This window comes from Dyadobacter sp. HNCC25DJ187, assembly GCF_056895255.1.
Window position 1 is genome coordinate 1413631 of the sequence record NZ_JBXHAT010000002.1, and the last position, 24994, is coordinate 1438624.

15 protein-coding genes are annotated in these 24994 nt (G+C 44.0%); 6 read left to right on the forward strand and 9 right to left on the reverse strand.

Features of this window, described 5'->3' with window-relative positions:
- The first annotated feature begins 56 nt into the window (after window positions 1–56).
- Window positions 57–1478 (forward strand): alpha-L-fucosidase, encoded by a 1422-nt coding sequence (locus AC1XUE_RS16850; RefSeq protein WP_483357154.1) that lies wholly within the window; start codon window positions 57–59, stop codon window positions 1476–1478.
- A gap of 397 nt (window positions 1479–1875) precedes the next feature.
- Here the strand turns inward: AC1XUE_RS16850 and AC1XUE_RS16855 are convergent, their stop codons facing one another.
- From AC1XUE_RS16855 to AC1XUE_RS16865, 3 genes are all read right to left on the reverse strand, one after another.
- Window positions 1876–4188 (reverse strand): response regulator, encoded by a 2313-nt coding sequence (locus AC1XUE_RS16855; protein ID WP_483357155.1) that lies wholly within the window; start codon window positions 4186–4188, stop codon window positions 1876–1878.
- On the reverse strand, window positions 4157–4753 hold the full coding sequence (locus AC1XUE_RS16860; protein ID WP_483357156.1) for a TlpA family protein disulfide reductase: 597 nt from the start codon (window positions 4751–4753) through the stop codon (window positions 4157–4159). Before AC1XUE_RS16860 ends, AC1XUE_RS16855 begins: the two co-directional genes overlap by 32 nt.
- Before the next feature lie 493 nt (window positions 4754–5246).
- Window positions 5247–5879 (reverse strand): HAD family hydrolase, encoded by a 633-nt coding sequence (locus AC1XUE_RS16865; protein ID WP_483357157.1) that lies wholly within the window; start codon window positions 5877–5879, stop codon window positions 5247–5249.
- Window positions 5880–6121: 242 nt separating this feature from the next.
- Here AC1XUE_RS16865 and AC1XUE_RS16870 point away from each other — a divergent pair, with 242 nt between their 5' ends.
- Window positions 6122–6730, forward strand: coding sequence for a hypothetical protein (locus AC1XUE_RS16870; RefSeq protein ID WP_483357158.1), 609 nt, complete (start codon window positions 6122–6124; stop codon window positions 6728–6730).
- A gap of 85 nt (window positions 6731–6815) precedes the next feature.
- On the opposite strand, the gene AC1XUE_RS16875 is transcribed toward AC1XUE_RS16870, so the two are convergent.
- Window positions 6816–6917 carry a hypothetical protein gene (locus AC1XUE_RS16875; RefSeq protein WP_483357159.1) on the reverse strand — a complete coding sequence of 34 codons (102 nt, stop codon included), beginning with the start codon at window positions 6915–6917 and terminating at the stop codon, window positions 6816–6818.
- Between the two features lie 202 nt (window positions 6918–7119).
- Here AC1XUE_RS16875 and AC1XUE_RS16880 point away from each other — a divergent pair, with 202 nt between their 5' ends.
- Window positions 7120–8583, forward strand: coding sequence for an alpha-L-fucosidase (locus AC1XUE_RS16880; protein ID WP_483357160.1), 1464 nt, complete (start codon window positions 7120–7122; stop codon window positions 8581–8583).
- 126 nt (window positions 8584–8709) lie between these two features.
- Here AC1XUE_RS16880 and AC1XUE_RS16885 read toward each other — a convergent pair whose 3' ends face one another.
- From AC1XUE_RS16885 to AC1XUE_RS16900, 4 genes are all read right to left on the reverse strand, one after another.
- On the reverse strand, window positions 8710–10734 hold the full coding sequence (locus AC1XUE_RS16885; RefSeq protein ID WP_483357161.1) for an alpha/beta hydrolase family protein: 2025 nt from the start codon (window positions 10732–10734) through the stop codon (window positions 8710–8712).
- Window position 10735: 1 nt separating this feature from the next.
- The gene (locus AC1XUE_RS16890) at window positions 10736–12418 is read right to left on the reverse strand and encodes a RagB/SusD family nutrient uptake outer membrane protein (protein WP_483357162.1); all 1683 of its coding nucleotides are present in this window, start codon (window positions 12416–12418) and stop codon (window positions 10736–10738) included.
- Window positions 12419–12466: 48 nt separating this feature from the next.
- On the reverse strand, window positions 12467–15490 hold the full coding sequence (locus tag AC1XUE_RS16895; RefSeq protein WP_483357163.1) for a SusC/RagA family TonB-linked outer membrane protein: 3024 nt from the start codon (window positions 15488–15490) through the stop codon (window positions 12467–12469).
- 556 nt (window positions 15491–16046) lie between these two features.
- Complete coding sequence (locus tag AC1XUE_RS16900) at window positions 16047–17126, reverse strand: glycoside hydrolase family 76 protein (RefSeq protein WP_483357164.1); 1080 nt, start codon at window positions 17124–17126, stop codon at window positions 16047–16049.
- A 419-nt stretch (window positions 17127–17545) separates the two neighbouring features.
- Between AC1XUE_RS16900 and AC1XUE_RS16905 the strand changes: the two genes are divergently transcribed.
- The 3 genes from AC1XUE_RS16905 (at window position 17546) to AC1XUE_RS16915 (ending at window position 23619) form a co-directional block, all read left to right on the forward strand.
- A complete protein-coding gene (locus AC1XUE_RS16905) occupies window positions 17546–20878 on the forward strand; it encodes a SusC/RagA family TonB-linked outer membrane protein (RefSeq protein ID WP_483357165.1) in 3333 nt (1110 codons plus the stop codon).
- 41 nt (window positions 20879–20919) lie between these two features.
- Complete coding sequence (locus AC1XUE_RS16910) at window positions 20920–22584, forward strand: RagB/SusD family nutrient uptake outer membrane protein (RefSeq protein WP_483357166.1); 1665 nt, start codon at window positions 20920–20922, stop codon at window positions 22582–22584.
- 78 nt (window positions 22585–22662) lie between these two features.
- Window positions 22663–23619 carry a sugar phosphate isomerase/epimerase family protein gene (locus tag AC1XUE_RS16915; RefSeq protein WP_483357167.1) on the forward strand — a complete coding sequence of 319 codons (957 nt, stop codon included), beginning with the start codon at window positions 22663–22665 and terminating at the stop codon, window positions 23617–23619.
- A 74-nt stretch (window positions 23620–23693) separates the two neighbouring features.
- Here the strand turns inward: AC1XUE_RS16915 and AC1XUE_RS16920 are convergent, their stop codons facing one another.
- On the reverse strand, window positions 23694–24860 hold the full coding sequence (locus AC1XUE_RS16920) for a LacI family DNA-binding transcriptional regulator (RefSeq protein ID WP_483357168.1): 1167 nt from the start codon (window positions 24858–24860) through the stop codon (window positions 23694–23696).
- Window positions 24861–24994 lie beyond the last annotated feature (134 nt).

The window sequence follows — 24994 nt, forward strand, 5'->3', positions numbered from 1 at the left end:
ACATTCTGCATCTGTCATGCCGGGTAAAGCAATTCAATCTTACAAAGAAATAAAATATGAAATTTAATACGTTTCTACTTTCATTCCTATCCGTTTTCACTACCCTCACAGCTACTGCTCAGCAGCATGCCGAGCAGGATCATTCCAAATACGTCATTCCCAGCGACCCGCTTGTACAGCAGAAACTGGACAAATGGCAGGATGTAAAATTCGGACTGATGATGCATTGGGGAACATATAGCCAGTGGGGTATTGTAGAATCCTGGTCGCTGTGCCCTGAAGACGAAGGCTGGTGTGAGCGCAAAGGTCCTCATTCGCACAACTGGTATGAATACAAAAAAGCCTATGAAGGTATCGCCAAAGAATTTAATCCGGTGAAATTTAATCCTGAAAAATGGGCAACTGCAGCCAAAAATGCCGGAATGAAATACCTTGTATTTACCACCAAACACCACGATGGCTTCGCGATGTTTGACTCCAAACATACCGATTATAAAATTACCAATACGCCTTTCGGATCGAACCCGAAGAGTAATATAACCAAAGAGATCCTTTCTGCATTTCGCAAGGAAGGATTTATGACGGGCACCTACTTCTCCAAACCCGACTGGAATGTAGACTCCTACTGGTGGCCGTATTTCCCCCCGAAGGACCGCAACTCGACCTACGATCCAGCGAAAAAACCGGAAATATGGGAGAAATTTAAAACCTTTACCTACAACCAGATCGAAGACCTCATGACCGGTTACGGTTCTGTAGATATACTCTGGCTGGATGGCGGCTGGGTTCGCCCGTTCAATACCATCGATCCGAAGATCAGCTGGCAGAAATCCATTCCCTATGAGCAGAATATCGACATGGCCAAAATTGCAAAAATGGCGCGATCGCATCAGCCGGGCTTATTGGTGGTAGACCGCACCGTGACGGGAGAATTTGAAAACTATGTAACGCCAGAGCAGCAGATCCCGGATCATTACATGTCTATCCCCTGGGAATCGTGCATCACCATGGGAGATTCCTGGTCGTATATTCCGAAAGAGAATTTCAAATCGACAGAAAAGCTAATTCATACATTGGTGGATATCGTAGCCAAAGGAGGAAACCTGTTATTGAATGTAGCACCTGGGCCCGATGGGGAATGGCATCAGGAAGCATACACACGTTTGGAGGAAATCGGTAAATGGATGAAAACAAACAGTGTGGGTATCTATGAAACAAAACCCCTGGCTCCGTATCGCCAAGGGAAATGGGCTTACACAAAGAAAGGAAATACTACCTATGCCTTTTACCTGGCCGAAACCGGAGAAAAACTTCCCACCAGCCTGAAACCGGAAGGACTAACCATCCCTAAAACTGCCAAAATTACTTTGGCTGGCAGTAAAAAGGCTTTAAAACAGAAAGATGGAAGCATATTGATTCCTGCGAAAACCGGTGGAGAAGCGGGGATACAGGCTGCTTATTTACTGGTGATTGAGTAGGTAAAAAAATCCGCTGTATAAATTTCTCCGATTCGTTGAATGAGTATAGTCCGGGAATGGTAACTTTTGTGTACCATTTCCGGACTTTTTTGTATCAGTCAAGCAAATAAAAACCGTGGTCTGTGTCTCCACAGACCTAGCCTACCAACATAAAGTCCTGTAAGGACACAGGCCCGGGAAGCGGTAACCTCAACCGTGGTCTGCGTGTCCCCACAGATCTAGCCTATCAGCATAAAGTCCTGTGAAGACACAGGCCACGGAAGCGAATACCATAGCTGATTATGAACTAGATTAAATCACCTTTAGTCTCCCTCCCAAGTGAACTGTATGCCTATAAAACACCTTACCTAGGCAACGTCCTGTGAAGACACAGGACAAAGAAAATAACATAAATCCGCTACAAAAGACGGTGAACCACTCCTTCCTTTTTCCACCACTTCTCTAGCTTCCCGGTCAGTTCCTCTACCCGTATAGGTTTGGCGATGTAATCGTCCATGCCTGCCTCGAGACATTCCTGTTCGGTTCCGTCCATAGCGTTAGCGGTCAGAGCGATAATAACGGGTTGTTTTCCTGTTTTCTTGCGGATGACGGTTGTCGCTTCAAGCCCATCCATCACTGGCATCTGCATATCCATCAGGATCAGGTCGTATTCTCTTTCGTTTACAGCCTCCACTGCCTGCTCCCCGTCGTCCGCCAGATCCGGCTGGTACCCCAATTTGACAAGCATGCTTTTCACAACCAGTTGATTGATAGGATTATCTTCCGCCACCAACAATACAAAAGGATAGTTTTCCCCAAATTTGGATGTTAATTTATTTGGAACAACCTGTTTGATCACCGTGGCCGCATGCGTCTGCAAAGCATTTAATATATGTTTACTGAGCTCATGCTGACGCGTGGGCTTTGTCAATGCAGAAACAAACAGCTTCCGGTTTTCTTCTCTCAGCTCCTGACCGATCGAACTAAGCAAAATGACAGGCAAATGGGGATATCGCGTATGTACTTCTTCTGCCAGCATCACACCATCCATTTCCGGCATTTGCATGTCCGTAATGATTAGATCGATATCGGTATTTGCCGTAAGGATTTCAAGCGCTTGTTTTCCAGTCCTGGCCAGGATCGGCTTCAACTTCCAAATTTCAAACTGCCTTTTCAAAATCGTGAGGTTGGTCGCGTTGTCATCTACCACCAGAATTTGCTTTCCCTCCTGGCCTTCCATGCTATAATGTATATAAGGTGCCAGAATTTTATAGCCCTTCCGTGTTTTCACGCTAAATGAGAATGTTGAGCCTTCGCCTGGTTCGCTGACCACTGAAATATCTCCCCCCATCAGCCCTACCAGCCGGGTAGAAATAGCCAGACCTAAACCTGTTCCTCCATATTTTCTAGTCGTTGTAGAGTCTACCTGAGAAAAAGCTTTGAAAAGTCTATCTAATTTACTGTTCGGGATACCGATGCCCGTGTCGCGAACAGCAAAGTGAAGTTTCATATCATCTGCACTTCCTGTTTCCTCTTTCGTTACAAAAAGACATACTTCTCCTATTTCGGTAAACTTCATTGCATTACCTACCAGATTGATCAGAACTTGTCTGAGCCGGAGTGAATCTCCGACAATCTGAAGTGGTACATTTTCTTCAATATGATATATCAGATCCAGTCCTGCGGCTGTTGCCTTGGGACCGAAAATATCCAGAATATCCTCAATGCATTGTCTCAGATTAAAATCTTCATTTTCAAGCTCGATACTACCGGATTCAATCTTGGAGAAGTCCAGGATATCATTGATCACATTGATCAGCGTATCGCCACAGTTTACAATTGTTTCGGTAAATACACGCTGTTCATCAGACAACTCCGTTTCCTGTAAAAGTGCTGCCATACCAATTACTCCATTCATCGGCGTACGAATTTCATGACTCATTGTCGCCAGGAAAACACTCTTTGCCTGGTTGGCTTTTTCCGCTTCATTACGTGCTTTTTCAAGTTCAGCATTGGCTGCTTTAAGTCGGATATTGGCTTGCTTCTGAGTCATTTCGTTTTGCTCACGCTCTTGTGAGAGTGCCGCTTCTTTTTCCAGTTCAGCCATTTTTGTATTTTGTGCAAGCTGAAATTCCGTGGTTTTTTTCATCGTATAAGACCAGAGTCCGCAAATGAAAAATATCACTGCTGCCAGCAGTATGTGAATAACAAACGTCATCAGGTCAAAATATTCGAGTCGTGTAAAGTAGACTTCGGCATAACCTGAGTTTTGTAAATAACCAAAAACCGCATGGTGTACCAGCACTACAAGCATCATCGGAATCTGTAACTGCCACTTACGGTAAGTGATCAGTAAGGCACTGCCGATAAAAGCAAAGAAGTGCATCTCAAACAATCCGTGCATCTGGTAGATAAACTGTGCCATAAATATACCCAGCACAGCACTCAGTACATATTGATAGAGATCAGACGACGGCAGCATCCATTTTGTTGAATAGTAGGCTGTCATCGAGATACCTCCTACTCCCAAAGCGATCAGCCACGTATCATAAAAAGTAGCAAACAGCAAGCCGAGCAAGAAGTATCCAATCAGGAAATAATTCATAGATCGGTCAGAGCTTTCCTTAACCATATAAAAGGGTACCTGGTTTTTCTGGATAAATAAGTTTCTTTCAGTTGTGATCATCAGTGAAGGGTTGTTATTTCTTGCAATAAGGAAGACTGCATCCATAGGATCTCAGTGCTGCATCATCAAAAGCCATATCCGGTGAATTCCCGAGGAGGCCAACAAGTGCAATTTTGGCATAATTAGTGCTCTCGTCTGTGCAATAGCGGCTTTTATTATAGTTACCTCTATAAAAAAGTTTATCCTTAGAACTGATCAGCACTGCCTGTGGCGTCGAATAAACCCCACACGTATTGGCAATGTCCGTATCAAATAATACAGGCAAATCCAGACCCAGCCGGTCCCTGATCTGTTGCGCTGTGAATTTCTTCTCGCTCATCACCACCACCGCAAAATCTACCTGACTACCATATGCACGTACAAGTGACTGAAAATGTTTGATATTGAATCGGGAACAAGGGCATTCTGGATTAAAAAAATGTAGGAATCTTGGTTTCTTATCAACACTTTCCGGAAGCCCGTCCATCCGAAGTTCCCTTCCTACGGCAACAGGCATATAGTTTTCAGGGACGGGAGTGGGCAACAGATAGACCCAGGAGTTATACCAGAAGAGGGCTACTACTGCTGAAGCCAAAAGAAGCAGCCATAATAGCGTCAGTTTTTTTTTCACTATACTTTTTATGATATGGGGGTATACATTTCGTCATTGTCGGTACGAAAACAGGATATTTCAATCTTAAAAGGACAAAGCCTTTAAAACTGACAGAAAACAGACAAAATCCCGGATTGTAACTATAGTGGTGGAAGGTGACACATATATCACCGTATTAATCATTCTACGTTTTAATCACTTCTTTAGATCAAAGTTGTTCAATTTTTTTCTAATCGATAAAAAAAATCTATGCATGTAGAAAAATGAACCCGACATTTTCTTCATCGGATATTATAAAAAGCTTACTACGATATGCTTAAGTACCTGATTTTTAATACTCCTGCAATGAAGCGACCTTATCAATTTCGAAGGAATTGTAAAAGACGATCTATAGATATTCTTATGTTTACCAGGATAAGATAACACCGGGACACGGATAGTAATCATCGTTGATCATGTAGCTGGCTATGTAGCTAGATTTGGATATAGGATGGTGTGTATCTAAAGGGTATCAGATCAGACGATCAAACTTTTCCTTTTTCAAATTTTCAAGAATCTCTCTGGTCGATTCAAAGCTGGTATGCTGAAAAGCCCTTATCCCTATTTTTTTGGCCGTATTGGTAAACATAATCCGGTCATCGAAATACACACATTGACTTGGCGTTGCTTGTGCGATGCCCATGGCAAGGTGAAAAATCTGAGGATCCGGCTTACGCAGTTTCACTTCACAAGATGAAATAAATGCATCAAAACAATTGTGAAGTTTAAACTTTTGAACACGGTAGTCGTTGAGCTCTTTTCCTTCATTATTGATAGAAATAATACGAAAACCGCAGTCTCTTTTCCAATCCTTCAGCCAGGAGAGCATATCAGGTAACTCCACCGACTGAGCATACATGAACTCCTTAAAGTCTTCACGGACAAAGTCACGGGGATGATTGAATATGACGGTATCAAGGTATTGATCAAGCGTGATGCTTCCGATTTCGTACACGTTGAAGATGAAGTTATGAAGCTGATCCATTTCTTTATAATCAAGTCCAAATTTTTCAGCTGCCTGCAATCTGGATTCATGTCCCCAGCCATTGCTCAACAGTACTCCCCCAATATCAAAAAACAGTATTTTGAGATCGCTTATTTGCATAATCCAACGTTTTGATTATTCTTACTTCAATATAGATTTTTTATTTAAAAAGAGCAATTCACTCCCACCCCAAGATGGATATTCAAAGACCCGGGAATAGTTTATTTCGGTGTGCTGCGCTTTATTTTGCTTGCGCCATGCGGTTTTCAAAACGCTCCGGTCACAGAACATCACGAACAGCTTTTCATAAACTTGTGTAAATTTACTGCGAAACCATCTTCCAAAATTTAAGCAAACCGAACTTGACAAAATCTCTAGACAGAATTCAGAATTTACTACCACTTGGTTATTTGTATCTGATCATACTCGGAATCATCAAGGAAAGCCTTCATTACTATCAGCTGGATATAAATATCCTGAAATATTCATCCCTTATGGATGTGCTGATCAGTCCTATCGCCGATCTGACCTCAAGGCCTGTTATTTTATTTGCCGTACTTATTCTTGTATCACTCTCTCTGCTTCTTCAATTTTTGCTAAGCAGGAACAGTCATCGCAACTGGGTTCAGAAACTCGTTGGCCAGAAACCATCCGGTAAAATTTTAACAAAAGAAGAAATCAAAGACCTGATCTCACAAACGTTTTTCGGCTTTTTTATCGCCGGGCTTTCCTCATTCTTTTTCAGCCAGGGATTAAGCGATGGTATGGATCTGATTAAGAAGATAAACAATAATGAGCTGACTTATGATCACAAAATAAGTTTTGATTCAGACAAATCAGAAGAAGTTCATTTGTTCGACAATAACAGTTCTTACTATTTTTATCTGTCAAAAGGAAGTAAAAACATAAAGATCGCGCCGGTAGGCAGCATCAAAAGCGTTGAATTGCTTCACAACAAGAAGTTGCAGTAGTTATGCAGAAGGGATATTTTAACACTACTGCGATCCATCTGCCATATAATGCTACCTTGAAATTGATCCTTTCCCCTGCTTCTAGCTAACAACAAAAATTTCTTTCAACATACGTTTTATTTCCATTTGAATTAATGTAGTAACATCCTCCTCTGGGTCCGGTATAAACCGGCTTGCCATTGTACATCCCACAGCTTGGATGAGATGGTGTCCGAAAGTAATTGGTAAACAGAAAGAAACAACTTCCCCGAGACTGACAGAACACTCCTACTTAGGGTACTCATCTGTTCATCTTTTCTATCCCGAACGGCAGAACGTTCTTAAATTTGTCCGATATTTACCTGCTGATAAAATATTCCCAAAACAAGCCGATCTGAACCCCGACTTATATGATTAAACCGATAGCTTCTCTGCTTCTTCTGACTGCATTAAATGCGTTTGCTCAACAACCTCCCAAGCCCTATGGAGCAGTTCCGGCACCCCGCCAGATTGCCTGGCATGAAACTGAGGTATATGGCATCATGCACTTTACACCCACTACATTCGAAAATAAAGAATGGGGTTTTGGAGATGCGGACCCAAAGCTTTTCAACCCGACCCATTTTAATGCAGAACAAATTATACTGGCTGCCAAAGCAGGCGGACTGAAAGGAATCGTTTTTGTGGCCAAGCACCACGATGGCTTTGCTCTCTGGCCAACTAAAACCACTGAATATAACATTTCAAAAAGCCCTTTCCGTGATGGAAAAGGTGATATGGTAAAGGAAGTGGCAGATGCTGCACGCAAGCACGGACTCAAATTCGGAGTGTATTGCTCACCCTGGGACAGAAATAATGCCAAATACGGCACACCTGAATACCTTCAGATCTACCGCGATCAGCTCAAAGAATTATATACCAATTATGGTGATTTGTTCATGTCATGGCATGATGGCGCCAATGGCGGAGACGGCTATTACGGCGGTGCAAGGGAGAAGCGTTCGATCGACAATACGACTTATTATCAGTGGAATTCGACCTGGACAAATTTGACGCGTAAGCTACAACCGGGAGCAAATATTTTCAGTGATATAGGCTGGGATGTACGCTGGGCGGGGAATGAGGATGGCTCGGTAAACGAAACTTCCTGGGCAACGCTTACGCCTGTTCCATCAAAAGGACAAAACGTGGCAGTGCCCGGACAGGCTAATGCAGACGAGAATCCGGGAGGAACACGTAACGGAAAAGCCTGGATTCCTGCAGAATGCGATGTCCCGCTGCGTAAAGGCTGGTTTTATCATCCGAACGAAAAGCCCAAAACACCTGAAAAACTATTCGATCTTTACCTGAAGAGTGTAGGCCGCGGCGCAGCGTTGGATCTGGGGCTCGCGCCGGATACCAGAGGACAGCTTCATGAAGACGATGTGGCAGCATTGAAATCTTTCGGAGACCATGTCAGTAAAACTTTTGCAGTGAATCTGCTGGCAAAGGCAAGTTCCAAAGCTGTGAATGTAAGAGGTTACAATAGTATTTACAGCGCTAAAAATATACTGGACGGCAAACCGGAATCTTACTGGGCAACAGATGATGATTTCAAAACGCCGGAAGTAGTAATGGAACTACCTCAGGCAATCACTTTCGATGTGATAAGCCTGCAGGAATTCATCAAACTGGGTCAAAGAATTGAGGAATTTGCCGTGGACGTATGGGAAGGAAGCGACTGGAAGGAAGTACATCGCGGTACCAGTGTAGGCGCAAAACGACTCGTTAAATTGGATATCCCGGTCACTGCCAAGAAGTTTCGGTTACGTATCACAAAATCACCGGTGAGTGTGGCGATCAGTGAATTTGGCTTGTATAAGGATTCGGAATAATATGTGATAGTGCTTGCCACGGATTACACCGATGGGCACTGATGAATACTTAATCAATTTTCTTCTGATACAATAAGAGCGAAAGGCTTCCCATATCGGAAAGCCTTTCGCTTTTTAGTTAACCCTCTAATCTACAAACTTCACTCTCCCCTTACCTGCTTTCTCAGCCAGATCTTTCAGATCATAATATTTTAAAACACCGTATAGCACATTGGAATACACATCTCTTTGTAAAGGATTACTGACGATGTCATCAAATGATTTTATTGATCTGGAAATCTCAATGGAATTAATATCCGGATTCAAATAAGCTGCATGTACCGCGGCCGGTCCATATACACCGTTCGCCCGGAGCACTATGTCTCTCCCTTTTAAACGTTGCTCACTTTTAATGAAAGTAGTAATAGACTGTATGTCGGTAACACGCTGACCCATGACTGGTTTTCCGATATGCATGCTGATCATGGCATTTCGGTATTCCTTATTCCAGTATTTGGTATCATTCAGCTCAGCAGGATCTGTCGTTTCGCCCTGCCCTCTCAGATCTGCCAGTATAAGAATATCTCCCCGGTTTACCATTGCTTCAAGTGACTTTTCATCTTTCAGCATATCTGACTTCCCATCTTCATTCAGCCATATCACTACGTTCCCATTTTTAGAAATATTTTCAGGATAAATAACGATTATGGGCACCGGCATTTCCCCTTTTCTGATGAGCTGATACTTATTCACAGTATAATTTCTGGCCACCGCAGATCCGGTAGGTTCAGCTGAAACAGGATGCTTATTCTCACTGAGTCCAAGCAATTCCTCTACCTTTCCACGGATCGCCTTAGTATCCTGTTTGAGAAATTGACTCCGTTCTTCAGCGAGTAATTTACTCTCTGCTACATGCGCTGCCGGAATAGATACAGTCTGCGGAAAATCTTTGAGCAACTGCCCCTGCGCCCCTGCCCAAAGTTCCTTTTCTACGACCTGATTTGCAGCCAATTCCTGTACCGGTTTTTTATCCTGAAAAAACCACTGACGGAACCAGGAAGCAGCCGCCTCACGCTTTGGCTTAGGCATGCCATGACCTGTCTCAGCCGTAAAAAACTTCACTTTTTCTTTTTGCCCTAAAACCGAATAGACCTGGTCCAACTCACCATATGTTTGTTGCGCTCCCCAGTAATCGACAAAATCATAAAGTCCTGACATAATTAGCAATGGCTTAGGTGCGAACATCAGCAGAAAATCTCCGATCTCAAGTCCGGCTTTTCCTTCATATGGAATATGCTGACAGCCATCCGACGGCCCATTCAGTTCCAGTACACGTTCCCGTTTCGAAACATAACTGCACACGACCGCAACCTTAATACGATCATCCAACCCTAGCATATAGGTAGTTTGCGTACCTCCTCCCGAACTACCAACACACCCCAGTCTGGATATATCTACCTCTTTTCTGGTCTCCAGGTAGTCGAGTGCACGGTGATTGTCCCAATATTCTATAGCAGCTACACTTGTTCCTGTAAGGTTGGCACCGGCATTCAGTAAAGTATGTTCAGTAGTTGATCCTCTGGTAACAGGCTTCCCTGCCTCGTTCAGCAGCTGCACCCTTTCACCCTGCCCTACCGGATCAACAGCCAGCACTGCCATCCCATTTTGCACAAGCGTTATGGCCGCCCGTTGTTCGGAAGCTTTCCCTGCCATCCCGTGTCCGGCCAGCAATAACACAGCAGGAGAAGGACCATTGCCTGCAGGTAAATACAGGTTTGCAGCTACAAGCCGTCCAGGTTTACTTTCAAAAACAATATTTTCTACTGAATAGCCCTCAAATTGCTTTCTGGAAATCACCTGCGGTTTCAATGCTGATTTCACAGGAAAACTTCCCACAATATTCTTATATCCGGACCGTGCTCTTTCACGGTAAACATCCATCGTTTGAGCAGATGAAATCGCCTTCCGGAATTGCTCATTCCGCCTGGCATACTGCGCATGGACATCACGCATCAGATAAGCATTATAGGCCAGATTATTCTTCCACGCCAGCGCATTGTCCTGTGCCTGAACCAAAGCTGCACCAAAAAGAAAAACCGGAATGCATACCGCAGTCCGGATTAATCCGGCAGACATCAGCCTGCCGGACTTGTTGATAAATTCAAAAATCATCCTAGTTGTATCCCGGGTTTTGTTTGAATTCATCCTTATTGCTCACAGCATCCAGCTGAACCTGTGGAATCGGACGTATCATATGATGTTCCTTGATATTTCCTTTCGCATCGTTATTGTATTTCTGCACGTAGCTCACCAGCTTTTTGGTACGTTTCAGATCATACCATCTGAAAAGCTCTCCTGCCAGTTCGCGCGCACGTTCCTCAAGAATAAAATCGATGGTAAGATCTTTTGCAGCCACCTCCATATCTGCTTCCTTGCCCACCACAGCACGTTTCTTGCGCAGATCGTTCATGTACTTCAAAGCTTCTGTTGGATTGGTCGTCATCAGTGCCTCAGCGGCAATCAGATACATTTCAGCGATACGGATCACAAAACCATCTCTTGAACTCCACTCCTGGTTAGCCGTCAAACGGGTAGGATCCATGAATTTGCTTAATTGGATAAACTGAGATCTTGTCTGCAGCGTACCATCTTCCTTATACATGGTAGTACGATCATATATTTTGTATCTGTCTTTGGCGTTCGCAACCTGAGCTGGTGTAGCAACCGTTTTCAGAAATACCATGGACGTATCGCCCAAGGCCATTTTTGGATAACCGTTGACAGTGCCTGCCTTCAGGTTTGCCATGTTCGCTTTCCATACGGTCTGGAATGTACCGTGGTAGCGCTGATCAACATTTTCGTTAAACAAATCCAGCAAATGTAATGTCGGAACGTAACGCTGGTAAGGGCGACCATATGCTACTGAACGTTCCATACCAGGTTGCTTGTCGTACACCATGATGTAGTGCAGGTGACTGTTATTACCTTTCCCCGCTGCGGGATCGAAATCACCATTCATGGTATCATCGTTGGTGTAATTCACATAATAAATCACTTCCGAATTACTTCCCCCCTCTGAGTTGCTCATAGCCCATAAGGACTTAAAATCACTGAAAAGTGTATATCGACCCGAGGCAATCACTTCCTTGGCAAGCTTGGCAGCCTCAGCATACAGCGCAGCATCATTGGTAAAGCTGGCGCGGGTGAGACACATACGGGCTTTGAACGCCTTTGCAACATCCTGTGTAATGCGACCTGTCGTCGATTTCTGAGCAGCCAGGTTGGTAATGGCAATATTCAGATCATCAAAAATCACTTTGTAGAAGTCGGCTACGCTCGAACGTTTCGCTGTTGTAACCACACCAATTGTGGGTTCTGTTAACAGCACCACATCACCCCAGGTTTCAGTGATCAGCCACAGATAATGTGCACGGAGGAAGCGTACCTCACCTTCATACTGTTTGTTGAGCGCGGCGCTCAAAACAGGTGACGGAAGCAATTTCAGCGTGGTATTGCAGGTATTGAGCGCCTTGTATAAATTTGCCCAGTAATCTTTCAGGTTGGTTTGCGCACCGTTCAAATCGACTGTATAGTCGGATATTTGGTTCGCTTTATTATCACCACCTCTCAGGAAAAGGTCTGTTCCGGTTTCCGCAAAAGCAGAAGGAAATTCCTTACCATACCACAATCTCGTTCCTGAGTAACTTGCGTTTACAGAAGCTGTGATACCCAGTTCAGTTTGAAAGAACGGATCCTCGGTAAGACCACTTTTATTGGTTTCTGACAGATAATCTTCGCAAGAGCTTAAGCCCACGAGTGATACTGCCATGCAAAGAGCTATTATTTTGGTTTTCATCGGAATGTCTTTTAAAAAATTCTAAACTTCTTTTCAGTCGCAGTCGGCTTAAAAATCGATGTTCACACCGAAGATCATCTGCTTCACAAGCGGGAAGCTCAAATTACCCCCACGTTCCGGATCGTAATCCTTGATCTTGCTGAAAGTGAAGTAGTTTTGAAATGTGCTGTATACTCTTAATCTTCCTGCACCTACTTTTTTTACCAAAGCAGATGGAACATTATAACCCAAAGATATATCGCGGATTTTCAGGAACGAGCCATCCACATAACCCAGGGTAGACTGGTACAGATAGTTTGTTGTTGAGTATGAGCTGTTTGGTCTTGGGAAAGCATTGGTAGGATTCTCAGGAGTCCAGTAATCTACATTCGAAGAATTTTCCAGCGCACTTGGTTTGTAAGAACCTGCATTGTATTCATAGTTGATAAACTGACCTACACGAGCAAATACAAACACACTTACATCGAAGTTTCTGTATTCGAAATGGTTATTAACTCCTATTGAGAACTTTGGCACCTGTGAGAAAGTAGTACGATCGCCTGGATCTACTACCCCGTTGCCGTTGGTATCTGCCACTTTTACATCACCAGGTTTGTTGTTACCAAAGTTTTTCGCCGCTTCTTCTTCACCCAACTGCCAGATGCCTATTTTCTTGTAGTCGTAGAATACCTTGGTAGGTTCGCCTACAAACCAGCTATTGGCTTCATTTCTTGTTACACCATTGTTCAAGGCTACAATTTTCTCACGGTTCAGCGTGAAGGTATAGTCCGTTGACCAATTGAAAGATTTGGCATTGATATTCTGTGTATTTAAAGAAATCTCTATACCCCGGTTCTGCACCTGACCGATGTTTTCCAGTATCTCATTATATCCTGTACTTGTAGGCAATAAACTTGGCAATAAAAGATCTTTTGTATTCGACTGATAAAGTTCGATGTTACCCGCAATGCGGTTACGCAGCAGACCGAAGTCCAAACCTATGTTCCAGGTTCCTGTAGTTTCCCATGTAAGATTAGGGTTTCTTATCACCTTTGGAGAGTATCCAAATGCTGCAGCCGTGCCAAATGCATAAGAAGTGAGGCCCAGCCCTCCCATGGTTATGTACGGATCAATAGTGGCATTACCAGACCTTCCCCAGCTTACACGAAGCTTAAGATCATTCACCACATTGCTGTTTTGCAGGAACGACTCTTCAATGATTCTCCATGCACCGGACACGGACGGAAAATATCCCCACTTGTTACTCGGCGCAAATACCGACGATCCATCCGCACGAAGAGATGCCTGGAATATATATTTATTGTTCAGCTTGTAATTCACACGACCAAAGAACGAGGCGATCCGGGTTTCACGAAGACGACTTCCAATCACTTTAGATATAGTATTTGAATTCAGATCATAGAAAGAAGTAAGTGGAGAAGCCTGATTATCACCAGAAGCAGTATATTCCTCCAATGATGTCCCCAATGAACTTGTTCCTAATAAGCCCTGGATCTGATGTATGCCTACTGTTTTGTTATAGTTCAGCGTATTTTCCCAGGTGTAGTTGAACACATTGTTAATCTCGACTCCCGATGTAGACTTGCGTCCTGCATTCGCTACTGTATTGTACCCTTTGTAAAACCCTCTTCGGAAATCACTTATATCCAGACCGATCGTGGACTTTGCAAACAGGTCTTCGGTTAACTTAACATCTATATACGCAGAAGTAAAAAGGCGCTTGTCCCGGATATTATTCACAAATACACCCGGCTGCTCATCAGCCAACGGCGTAAACTGAGCGCTGTATCCCGGAGCCGGATTCAAAATCAACGAACCATCATCGTTAAATGCTTTCGCTATAGGCAGAATCTTATTCGCCATGTTCAGCGGGTTGTCTCTCTTATCCTGGTTTTTGAAAGAATAAATAGCACTTACGCCTACACGTATCCTCTTGTTGAACTTATGGTCAACACTTAACTTGCCATTCAATCTGCTGAATACATCATCTTTCAGTAACCCTTTGTCTTTTTGGAACCCGAAAGAAGTAGCAAAAGTGGTTTTTTCACTTCCGCCTGTAAGGTTCACTTCGTAATTCTGCATTAGTCCGGTATGAAAGATATAGCTCTGCCAGTCTTCAAACTGGCCTGATCTCAGGTACTCCAGCTCAGTAACCTGAAAAATATCTTCATCTCTTCTGTACACATCACCGTTGGTCGTTCTGTATGCTTCGCGCTTCTGCTGTGCATATTCCTCGCCATTCATCATGCGCGGATACAATGCCTTGGTATTTACAGAAACAAAAGAGTTAACCGACAAACTGGATTTACCCGAAGCACCTCTTTTGGTTGTAATGATGATCACACCGTTGGCACCACGCGTACCATAAATCGCAGTAGAAGCGACGTCTTTCAGTACCTCAACCGAGGCAATATCCGTAGGGTTAATATCAACGAAAGATCCATAAGGAATACCATCAACCAGTACCAAAGGTGCGTTATCTGCTTTCAATGAGCGGTTACCACGCAATACGATATTGATACTGGCTCCCGGTTGTCCGCTGGACTGGGTAATATCCATCCCGGAAACTTTTCCCTGTAATGAACGCAATGCATTGGTGGTCGGGATAGCCGTAATGTCTTTCGCCTTCACCGATGTGATCGCTCCTGTTACATCACTTTTCTTCATTGTACCATAACCCACTACCACAATTTCTTCCAGTGCCTTGGTATCTGGCAATAGCTGTACATCTACAACAGATCGGTTATTCACCTGTATTTCCTGCGAAAGATAGCCTACATAAGAAAATACCAGTGTTTCATTGCCCGACGGAACTGTCAGTTTGAAGACCCCGTTCACATCCGACGTTGCTCCGGTTGTAGTTCCTTTCAACAACACACTCACACCGGGCAGCTCCTCTCCATTGTCCCCGGTTACCTTTCCACTCACTTCTAAAGCAACGCGGTTCTTTTCAATGATGTGCCGGGTTACTTTCAGTTCGACGCCCGCATACACCTGTGGGCTGCTAAGCGGTAAAACCCCGCTCAGAATCAACAAACCCAGAGCTGAAGCACTTTGTAGTTTTCTTAACATACAATATTACAGTTTAATTTATTCTAGTTAATAATGCTTAATTCATATTGAAAATAACCCGCTTATCAGATAGTCCATAACTTCATGACAGAAACGGATCCAATATTAACAGGCGATTTAAATGATGAACTTTGGGCGAATGAAATGTAATCAAATCAAGAAAATGGGTATCACATACCGCTTGCAGTATTTGATTACATGATGAAAGATGACATGACGCTGGGAATAAGTCAAAAAAATATCAATATTTTTTTATGCAATCGTTATCGGGAACGTTGCCAAAATAGACCGGAAGTAATTTTTTATTGTATTTTTTGTGAGAAATGCGGTTTTTAATATTAGACTACACTTTTAGCCCGGTACCTAGAAATTGTACTTAAACAATATTAATATTGAATCATCAGTTCCGGACAGAATGATTTAGAGGCTGATTATTAGCTATCTGATGTTGATTACATAGCACATATACCTGTGACATAGCAACTTACTATATGCATTTTGAGTTAGGCTAATTAGTAGTTGTGATGGGATGAAAAAATGGTATATATGTAATGATTTAATCCAGCTGTGACAATCTTTCCAGCCGGGCATACATTTCCATCATCGCGGCCTGGTCGATTAAACCTTTGTCTTTTTTTATGCCGATCAGGTTTTTATCATCCCGTTCATCTTTCCAGATACGTTCAGAATCCTCAATAAAAAAGCGGAATTTAGACTTATCTCTATCCACCCTGTAAAGTGCTTCATAACCTCTGAGCAATACAACATTGAACCAGTAGTGATCGGGCAGTTTTCCATTGTTATAAAAACGTTGTTTCGCCGCTTTAGCGATCGACTGCGCTTCCATAAGATACTTCTTATCATTCGTTATCTCATACAACAGCACATTGGATTCCAGCAGGGTTCCTGTATTGTACGTGTATTGTGCAGAGTCGATCTTCATCGAAGGAATCTTGATAGCATCCCAATAAATACCGTTTGGCGCGCGAAGATGTTTGTTTGTCCATTTGTAGAGGCCTAGCGCAGTGTTCAGATAGTCCTTCTTTTTTGTAATCTTATACAGTTGCGCTGCAATAAGAATACCGGGGCCGTTGGAACAGGTATTTTTTGTGTTCTTTTCATCTTCTTTCCAATAAAGCCCACCACCAGCCAAATCGTCGTAGCCCGTCATCATGAAAGTGTAGATATCTTCAGCCATTTCTAGATACGACTTATCGTTTGTCCGGTTATAAGCATCAATACATGCAATAGCGATCCATTGATTGTCGTCATAAAAACGCGAATCTTTACCGGCACTGCTCAGGTATGCCTGATAGCCGGGTGCAGGCGGTTCGGTGTTGTGATATTTAGCAATAGTCTTTAGCACCGGCTTTATTAATGCCTTATCAGGATATAAGGATTCCACCTCATTAGCAGCCTGTATTAAAGCACATAACGGCCAGAGAAATGAAAAAGGCTTTTCATTTTTACCATTGGTTTCCGTATACAATCCTGCTTCCGCATTGTAAAAGACTGAATTGATATTTGTATTGATTAATGCAATCCGCTGTTTGTAGTCCGGCTTTGAGGATTGTGCGTATGAAGCACCTATACTGACCGCGAAAAAGCAAGTAATAATGAAGGCAAGTGGTTTCATTCTGAATCATTAAATAAAGTAATAAAGCAAAAGCTACAAGCTGAATTACTCATACACCTGAGTACGTACCACCAGATCCTTATTTTAGAAAACCATACAAATCGACCTGTATATTTGTAAAATATTTTAATAAAATTTTGTTATTTCAACAATATACAAAATGTCGTTTTAAAAGAATGACACATTACCTACATTTGGTTAAAGAGCTTAAACTGTACAGAAATGTGCTGCCCCGCTCGCAAAAAATTCCTAACGTAATTCGTACTATTTGCATAAAAACCAAAAAAGGTGAATGATGCGTCAACATCATCCACCTCAATGAAAATCCCCTACTCTATGCTGGCGCTAAGAAAATCCCTCAAAAGGGATAAGGGAATTATTTTGCCAATTTTTTCTAAACCAACAAAACAAACAAAAGTATGAAAAAAACTTTTTACAGGGGAGATAAGCTTCTCAGAACGATGAGGATCAGCGCAGTGCAGGCACTCATTGTCTCGGGAATTTCGGCCCAGAGTTTTGCTACGGGAAAAATACCGATGCCGAATACGGGCACATCACCAACTTTCAGTAAGGAAGTTTCTGCTGCCAAAACTAGTACAGATTATCAGTTGAAAGGTAAGGTAATAGATGCAACAGGATCCACCGTACCCGGAGCGACTGTCGTGTTAAAAGGGAGCAGTTCGGTAGGTACCACCACAGACGCTGATGGGCTCTTTACCCTTTCCCTACCCGAAGGAAGTAGTGTACTTGTCGTTTCTTCCATAGGCTTTCTGACGCAGGAAGTGAGTATCGCAAACAAGACGCAGATTGATATCACGTTGCAATCCGACGTAAAAGCACTCACAGAGGTGGTAGTTACGGGCTACTCCTCTCAGTCTAAGCGTGATATTACAGGTTCGGTATCAACTGTAGATGCCGTTGAACTTACAAAAGTTAATGCCCCTAACGTGGCCCAGCAGCTGCAAGGACGTGTAGCTGGCGTAACGGTAACATCCAACGGTTCTCCGGGAGGAGAAGCGACTGTGCGTGTCCGCGGCTTCGGAACCATCAACAATAATGATCCGTTATATGTGATTGACGGTGTTCCTACAAAGGGCGGACTAAATAGTATCAATCCCAATAATATTGAGTCCATGCAGGTGTTGAAAGACGCCTCCTCTGCTTCGATATATGGTTCCAGGGCTGCCAACGGTGTCATCATTATCACTACAAAAAAAGGAAAAGCAGGAGCTCCTCAGTTCACTTTCAATAGTCGGTTTGGTGTACAGACAGGCAAGGTTGATCTGGGACTTATCAAAGATCCGCAACAGTTTGGCGACCTGCTATGGACACAACGCACAAATGCCGGCGTGCTCACCAACGGAAATCCTTCACATCAGCAGTATGGAAACGGTCCCAGCGCAGTAGTTCCTGACTATATTCTGGCAGGCTCCAGCTACGGACTTTCGGAAGGCGCTCCTCAGACCGATCCGTCGTTGTATAACTACAACCGAACAGGCTTTTATCAGATCGTACGGGCAAATAAAGAGGGCACAGACTGGCATCAGGAAATTCTCCGTCCGGCTGCCATTCAGGAGTATAACATTGGCGCATCAGGCGGAACGGAAACCGGCAGATATGCACTTTCTCTGAATTACTACAAACAGGATGGCGTTTTGATACATACATCCTTCAACAGATACTCACTCCGCTCGAACACCGAATTTACTTTTAAGAAAAGAATCCGTTTCGGGGAGAACCTGGAAGTGAGTTATACCGAAAACAAAGGGTACTACAACAACAATGGTACCGCTAGTTTATCGAATAATCAAGACGGAAACCCTATTGGTAATGGCTACCGCATTCCATCGATCATCCCTGTTTACGATATCATGGGTAATTTCGCGGCTACACGTGCGGCGGGGCTAGGACCAGCTACCAATCCGGTTGCGCAATTATACCGGACAAGAAACAACCAGACCAACAATTTCCGGGCTTTTGGTAACGCTTATGCTGAAGTGGATATTTTCAAAGACCTTGTAGCAAAAACAAGCATCGGTATCGATTTCACCAATGCCAACAGAGTGGGTTACACACTGATGGATCTGGAAGAAGCGGAAATTGAAGCGAACAACGCTATGACAAATGCCTATGCTTACGATGTAAACTGGACATGGTCAAATACATTAAACTACAGTAAAACCTTCGCAGGTATTCATAAACTGAACGTGTTGGCCGGAACAGAAGCCATCAAAGGAACAGGGCGTGATTTCTCCGCAACCCGGACTACCTTCTTCTCCGAAGATCCGCTTTACATGTATTTGAACTCAGGAACGGCCGGTATTGCCAACACGGGTGCAGGTTATGAATGGGCGCTTTTCTCTATTTTCGGTAAGCTCAATTATGCTTTAAAGGATCGCTATCTATTGGAAGCAACAGTCCGCCGCGACGGATCCTCACGATTCGGGGCCAATAACCGTTACGGTACGTTCCCGGCATTCAGCGCAGGATGGAGAGTATCCGAAGAAGGATTTATGAAAGGATTAACCTGGCTCACCGACCTCAAATTAAGAGCAGGATGGGGACAAACCGGAAATCAGGAAATCGGAAACTACAATGGTTTCAGTACCTACCGGTCAAGTTTGAGCCTTTCTTCCTATGCAATCGACGGCTCCAATAATTCTGTTACGCCGGGTTTTGATACCGAAGCATTCGGAAATCAGAATGCAAAATGGGAAACCACTACGCAGACCAATATTGGACTGGATGCTACGCTGTTTAAAGGCATGATCGGCTTTAACATTGACCTCTATAACCGTACGACATCAGATATGCTCTATCAGGTGGCGCTACCTGCAACACAGGGTGTGGCAACGATTCCGTTTGTCAATGTTGGAGAAATGAACAACAAAGGAATTGATCTTGCGCTCGACTTCAACAATACGGCTCTGAACGGAGACCTCACTTATTCAGTGGGTGTGAATTTTTCTAAATACAAAAATGAAGTAAAGAAACTCAACAGCAGTTCATCTGCGGTTCTTCTGGGTCCCACCATTCGTGCCTACACCTGGACCCGCTCTGTAGTAGGCATGCCACTTTATTCATTTTATGGTTTGAAGATTGATGGCATTTACCAGAATCAGGAGGAAGTAAACAACGGACCTCTGTATCCGGGCTATGCGGCAGTTGGGAAATACAAGTATCAGGATACAGACCAGAATGGCACTATCACGGACGCTGATCGTGTTTTTATCGGCAATCCTCACCCGGATTTCACCTACGGAGTTAACCTCAATCTTGGCTACAAAGGATTTGACCTCTCTGCCTTTTTCCAAGGTGTGCAAGGAAACCAGATCATTAACATGGTGAAGCGCTGGGTTGATTTTAACAACCAGGCAGGTAACAGAAGTCTTCGGATGCTGAACGATTCCTGGACACCAGAAAACCCTGATGCCGTGCTCCCTATTCTGGATGCAAATGACAGCAGAAGTCAGCAGCCATCCAGTTATTTCATTGAGGACGGATCCTATTTCAGAATGAAAAACCTGACTTTGGGTTACACCCTTCCGGCACCGATGGTATCCAAAATCGGCTTATCCAATGTCCGTATCTATCTGCAGGCACAAAACCTGTTCACGATCACAAAGTACAGTGGCATTGACCCTGAAGTTACCTCCGTGGGATCTGCTCCGGGCAGCACCGTTCTGGGTGTAGATCAGGGAAATTATCCAATGTCAAAAATGTATCAGGTAGGACTGAACTTCGGATTTTAATATACCAAATGATCAACATGGATTTTAAAAATCAGCAATATATGAAAAGCAAAGTCTTGGTAATTACGGCTCTGGCTTGCCTGGGAATGATGACTTCCTGCGGGGAAAAGTTTCTCTCCACCACACCGCTCGGCGTGGCAAATGAAGAAATGCTTTCTAATAAGACCGGTGTGAATGCAGTATTGATCGGAGCTTATAGTTTACTGGACGGCGTGGGCTCTGGACCTGTCAATACGTCTGCAGTAAGCAACTGGATATACGGATCCATATCATCGGATGATGCTTACAAGGGCAGCGATGTGGGTGATCAGGCGCAGATCACTACCATTGAACGCTACATAGGACAGGCAGATATAGGCGCGTACAACGATAAATGGATAGCTGTTTACGATGGCGTTTCCCGCTCCAACGATGTACTTCGGCTTATCACCAAAGCCACCGATATGACGGAGGCGGAAAGAGCACAGGCCACTGCGGAAGCACGTTTCCTGAGAGGCTGGTACCATTTTGAGGCAAAAAAACTCTGGAATATGGTGCCCTATGTGAATGAAAACGTTACCGATTATACCAACCTGCCCAACGACAAAGATATTTGGCCTGATATCGAAGCTGACTTCCAGTTTGCTATTGATAATCTTTCCGTGACAAAGGCTCAGGTGGGGCGTGCCAGCAAATGGACGGCAAAGGCGCTGTTGGCAAAAGTCCATATGTACCAAAGGGATTACACTGCAGCAAAACCTCTTCTTGTGGATATTACTACGAATGGTCCATTCTCGCTGGTTAATAGCTTCCACGATAATTTCAGGATCACGACTGAGAATAACAGTGAATCGGTCTTCGAAGTACAGATGTCTGTAGGCGATGGCGGAAATGGCCAGAACGGAAGCTGGGGGGATAATTACAACTTCCCCTACGGTTCTGCTCCTGGCGGTTGCTGCGGATTCTATCAGCCATCACAAAATCTCGTCAACGCCTTTAAAACGGATGCAAATGGTTTGCCACTTCTGGACACTTTCAATACCACGGATGTAAAGAATGACGAAGGGCTGGCCTCCACTGACGCTTTCACGCCATATGACGGCACACTTGACCCAAGGCTTGACTGGACGGTCGGCAGGCGCGGTATACCCTTTCTGAACTGGGGTGTACATCCTGGTAAGAACTGGATTCGTGATCAGAGCTTTGGCGGACCTTATACTTTCAAAAAATTTTTCGCATACAGCGGTGAAAACGCAGGTGCGGAATCTCCCCGCGCCAATGCCAATAATTACCGGGCGTTGCGCTATGCGGATGTGTTGCTGATGAGGGCGGAAGTTGCCGTTGAAGAAAATGACCTGCCGACAGCATTGACCATCGTAAACCAGATTCGTACCCGGGCCGGGAACGTAGTGGTGATGGATGCAAGTGGTAAACCAGCAGCCAATTACCTTGTGAAACCTTATGCCTCATTTGCCAATCAGGAGTATGCACGTAAAGCAGTGCGGTTTGAGCGCAGAGTAGAACTGGCTATGGAAGGTCACCGTTTCTTCGACCTGGTTCGCTGGGATGTTGCTGCAGAAACTTTGAATGCATATCTGACCAAGGAGAGCAAATTACGAACCTATTACAGCGGGGCAACTTTCACAAAGGGGAAAAACGAATATTTCCCGATTCCTCAGGCTCAGATTGATATTATGGGCGCTAATATTTTGAAACAAAATCAGTAATTTATTCTAAGAAAAGCCATAAATTTCTACGGATCATTTCAAAACAGATCGTTACTGATAACTTAAACCCAACCTGATATGATGTCTGTGAATGAAGATAGTTCTTCCAGAAGAAACTGGATCAAGAATAGTGCACTTGCTGCAGCAGCTACGTTGACATTGCCTCAGCTACATGCAAAAGAAGCTGCGATTGTTAAAGCTCCGGCCCGAAGAATTCCGATCGCTGTTTCTACCTACTCCTACTGGCATTTTCAGGAACAGAAATATCCTGTTGAAAAGGTAATTGAAGATGCAGCAAAATTAGGATTCGACGGTGTAGAGATACTGCACCGGCAAATGGACAACGAGAATGTCCCCTATCTGAACAAGTTGAAACGTCAGGCTTTTGACGCCGGTTTGTCGTTACCCATGCTTTCTATACACCAGAGCTTCGTACAGCCAAAAGCGGAAGACCGCAAGAAAGATGTGGAGCATACAATACGCTGCATTAACCTGGCAACGCAGCTGGGAATTCCGTGTATACGTATGAATACGGGTAGCTGGCGTACAAAAAAGCGCGATGCTGCTTACTATAAAGATGGACAGGAGCCACCGATTGAAGGGTTTACAGATAAGGATGCGATTAAATGGTGCATTGATTCGTACGGAGAATGCTTAGTGGAAGCTGAAAAAGCAGGTGTTATTCTGGCCATCGAAAACCATTGGGGGCTTTCTTCCAATATCGATTACTTGCTGGAAATATATAAACCACTGGCCTCTTCACCTGCTATGGGGATGAATGTGGATACGGGAAACTTTGTTGGAGACCCTTACCCTCAGTTTGAGCGGCTGGCTCCTTACGCCACTATTGTTCAGGCCAAAACCTATTATGGCGGAGGACATTACTATGATCTCAATCTGGATTACAAAAGGATTGCTGCGATCCTAAGGAAGGCCGACTTTAATGGATATGTTTCTCTGGAAATGGAAGGTAAGGAGGACCCGGCGAGTGCGGTTCCCAAAAGCTTAAAATTGCTGAGGGAAGTATTAAGTTAAGCATTTACAATCATTTCAACCAGGAAGAGCGTACAGAAAACATTCTATTCTGTGCGCTCTCGATGTATACAGGCCTACCCTTTACGTTTTGATGAGCCACGGACAATTAGTTCGGTTTTCAAAATCCGCTCTTGCGGCATACTTAAGTCTTCATCCGATTCAACCATCTGTAATATCCACCGGGCCGTGGTCTTCCCGATTTCAATAGTTGGTTGCCGCACGGTGGTGAGACCGGGACCGATATATTCGGACTCAGGATTGTCGCTAAAACCGACTACACCCAGCTCATCCGGTATACTGATTCCCATTTCTTTGGCCATACGCATGATCTCGATCGCCGCCGAATCATTCACAGCAAAAATGGCATCAGGCCTGTTGTCCAGTTCCAGGAGGTACTTACCATATATCCTCGCCTTCTGTTGTGATAACATGCCCTGAATGATCATATCCTCCTCAATACTTTTACCATATTTTTCCAGTGCCGCCCTGTATCCCCGCATTCGTTCACGGCTCACAAGCAAATTCAGCGGCCCCCCCAAATGCGCTATTCGCTCATAACCGTTCAAGATTAAATGCTCCACCGCCATAAAGGCTGCGTCGAAATCATTGACAACAACTTTTGGCGCTCGTACATCATCACAAACCCGGTTGAATAAAATCAGAGGAATTCCTCTTTTTTCAAACACCTGTAAGTGTTCAAAGCTGTTTGTTTCCTGGGTAAGTGAAATCAGCAACCCGTCTATCCGGTTTGCAAGCATCGCCTTGGTATTGGCAACTTCTACTGCATAGGATTCATTGGACTGCATGATGGTGAGGTTGTAGCCCTCGGCAGTAAGCACGTCATGGGCGCCTATAATCACATTGGGGAAAAACGGATTATGAAATTCAGGCACAATCATACCAATCGTATTTGTTTTGCTCTTGACGAGATTGTAAGCAAGCTGATTAGGCTGGTAGTCCAGTTGAGCAGCCATGTCCAACACAGCCTGCCGCGTTTCGGGACTGATGTCAGCATGTCCATGTAAAGCTCGCGATACAGTAGAATTGGAAACACCTGTGGAGCGTGCAATATCAATAATGGTGGTCTGATGCCGCCGGCTCTTTTGACGGCTGGGAAGCTGCTCAGGCGAAGCAATCGTAAAGAAGTAATTACACGACTTACATACATAACGCTGTTTGTTCCTCACATAACCAGCTTTCATGATGGCACCGACCTGCGAACATTTTGGGCATCCTATCATTGTATTATTTTAATATAATCTGATTAGATAGACACTTGGTAACATCAAAGATAAAAATTTATGCAAATATAAAAATATCATATTAAAAATAATCATAACCATATATCGGTAACGTATCCGCAAACGTAACCGAT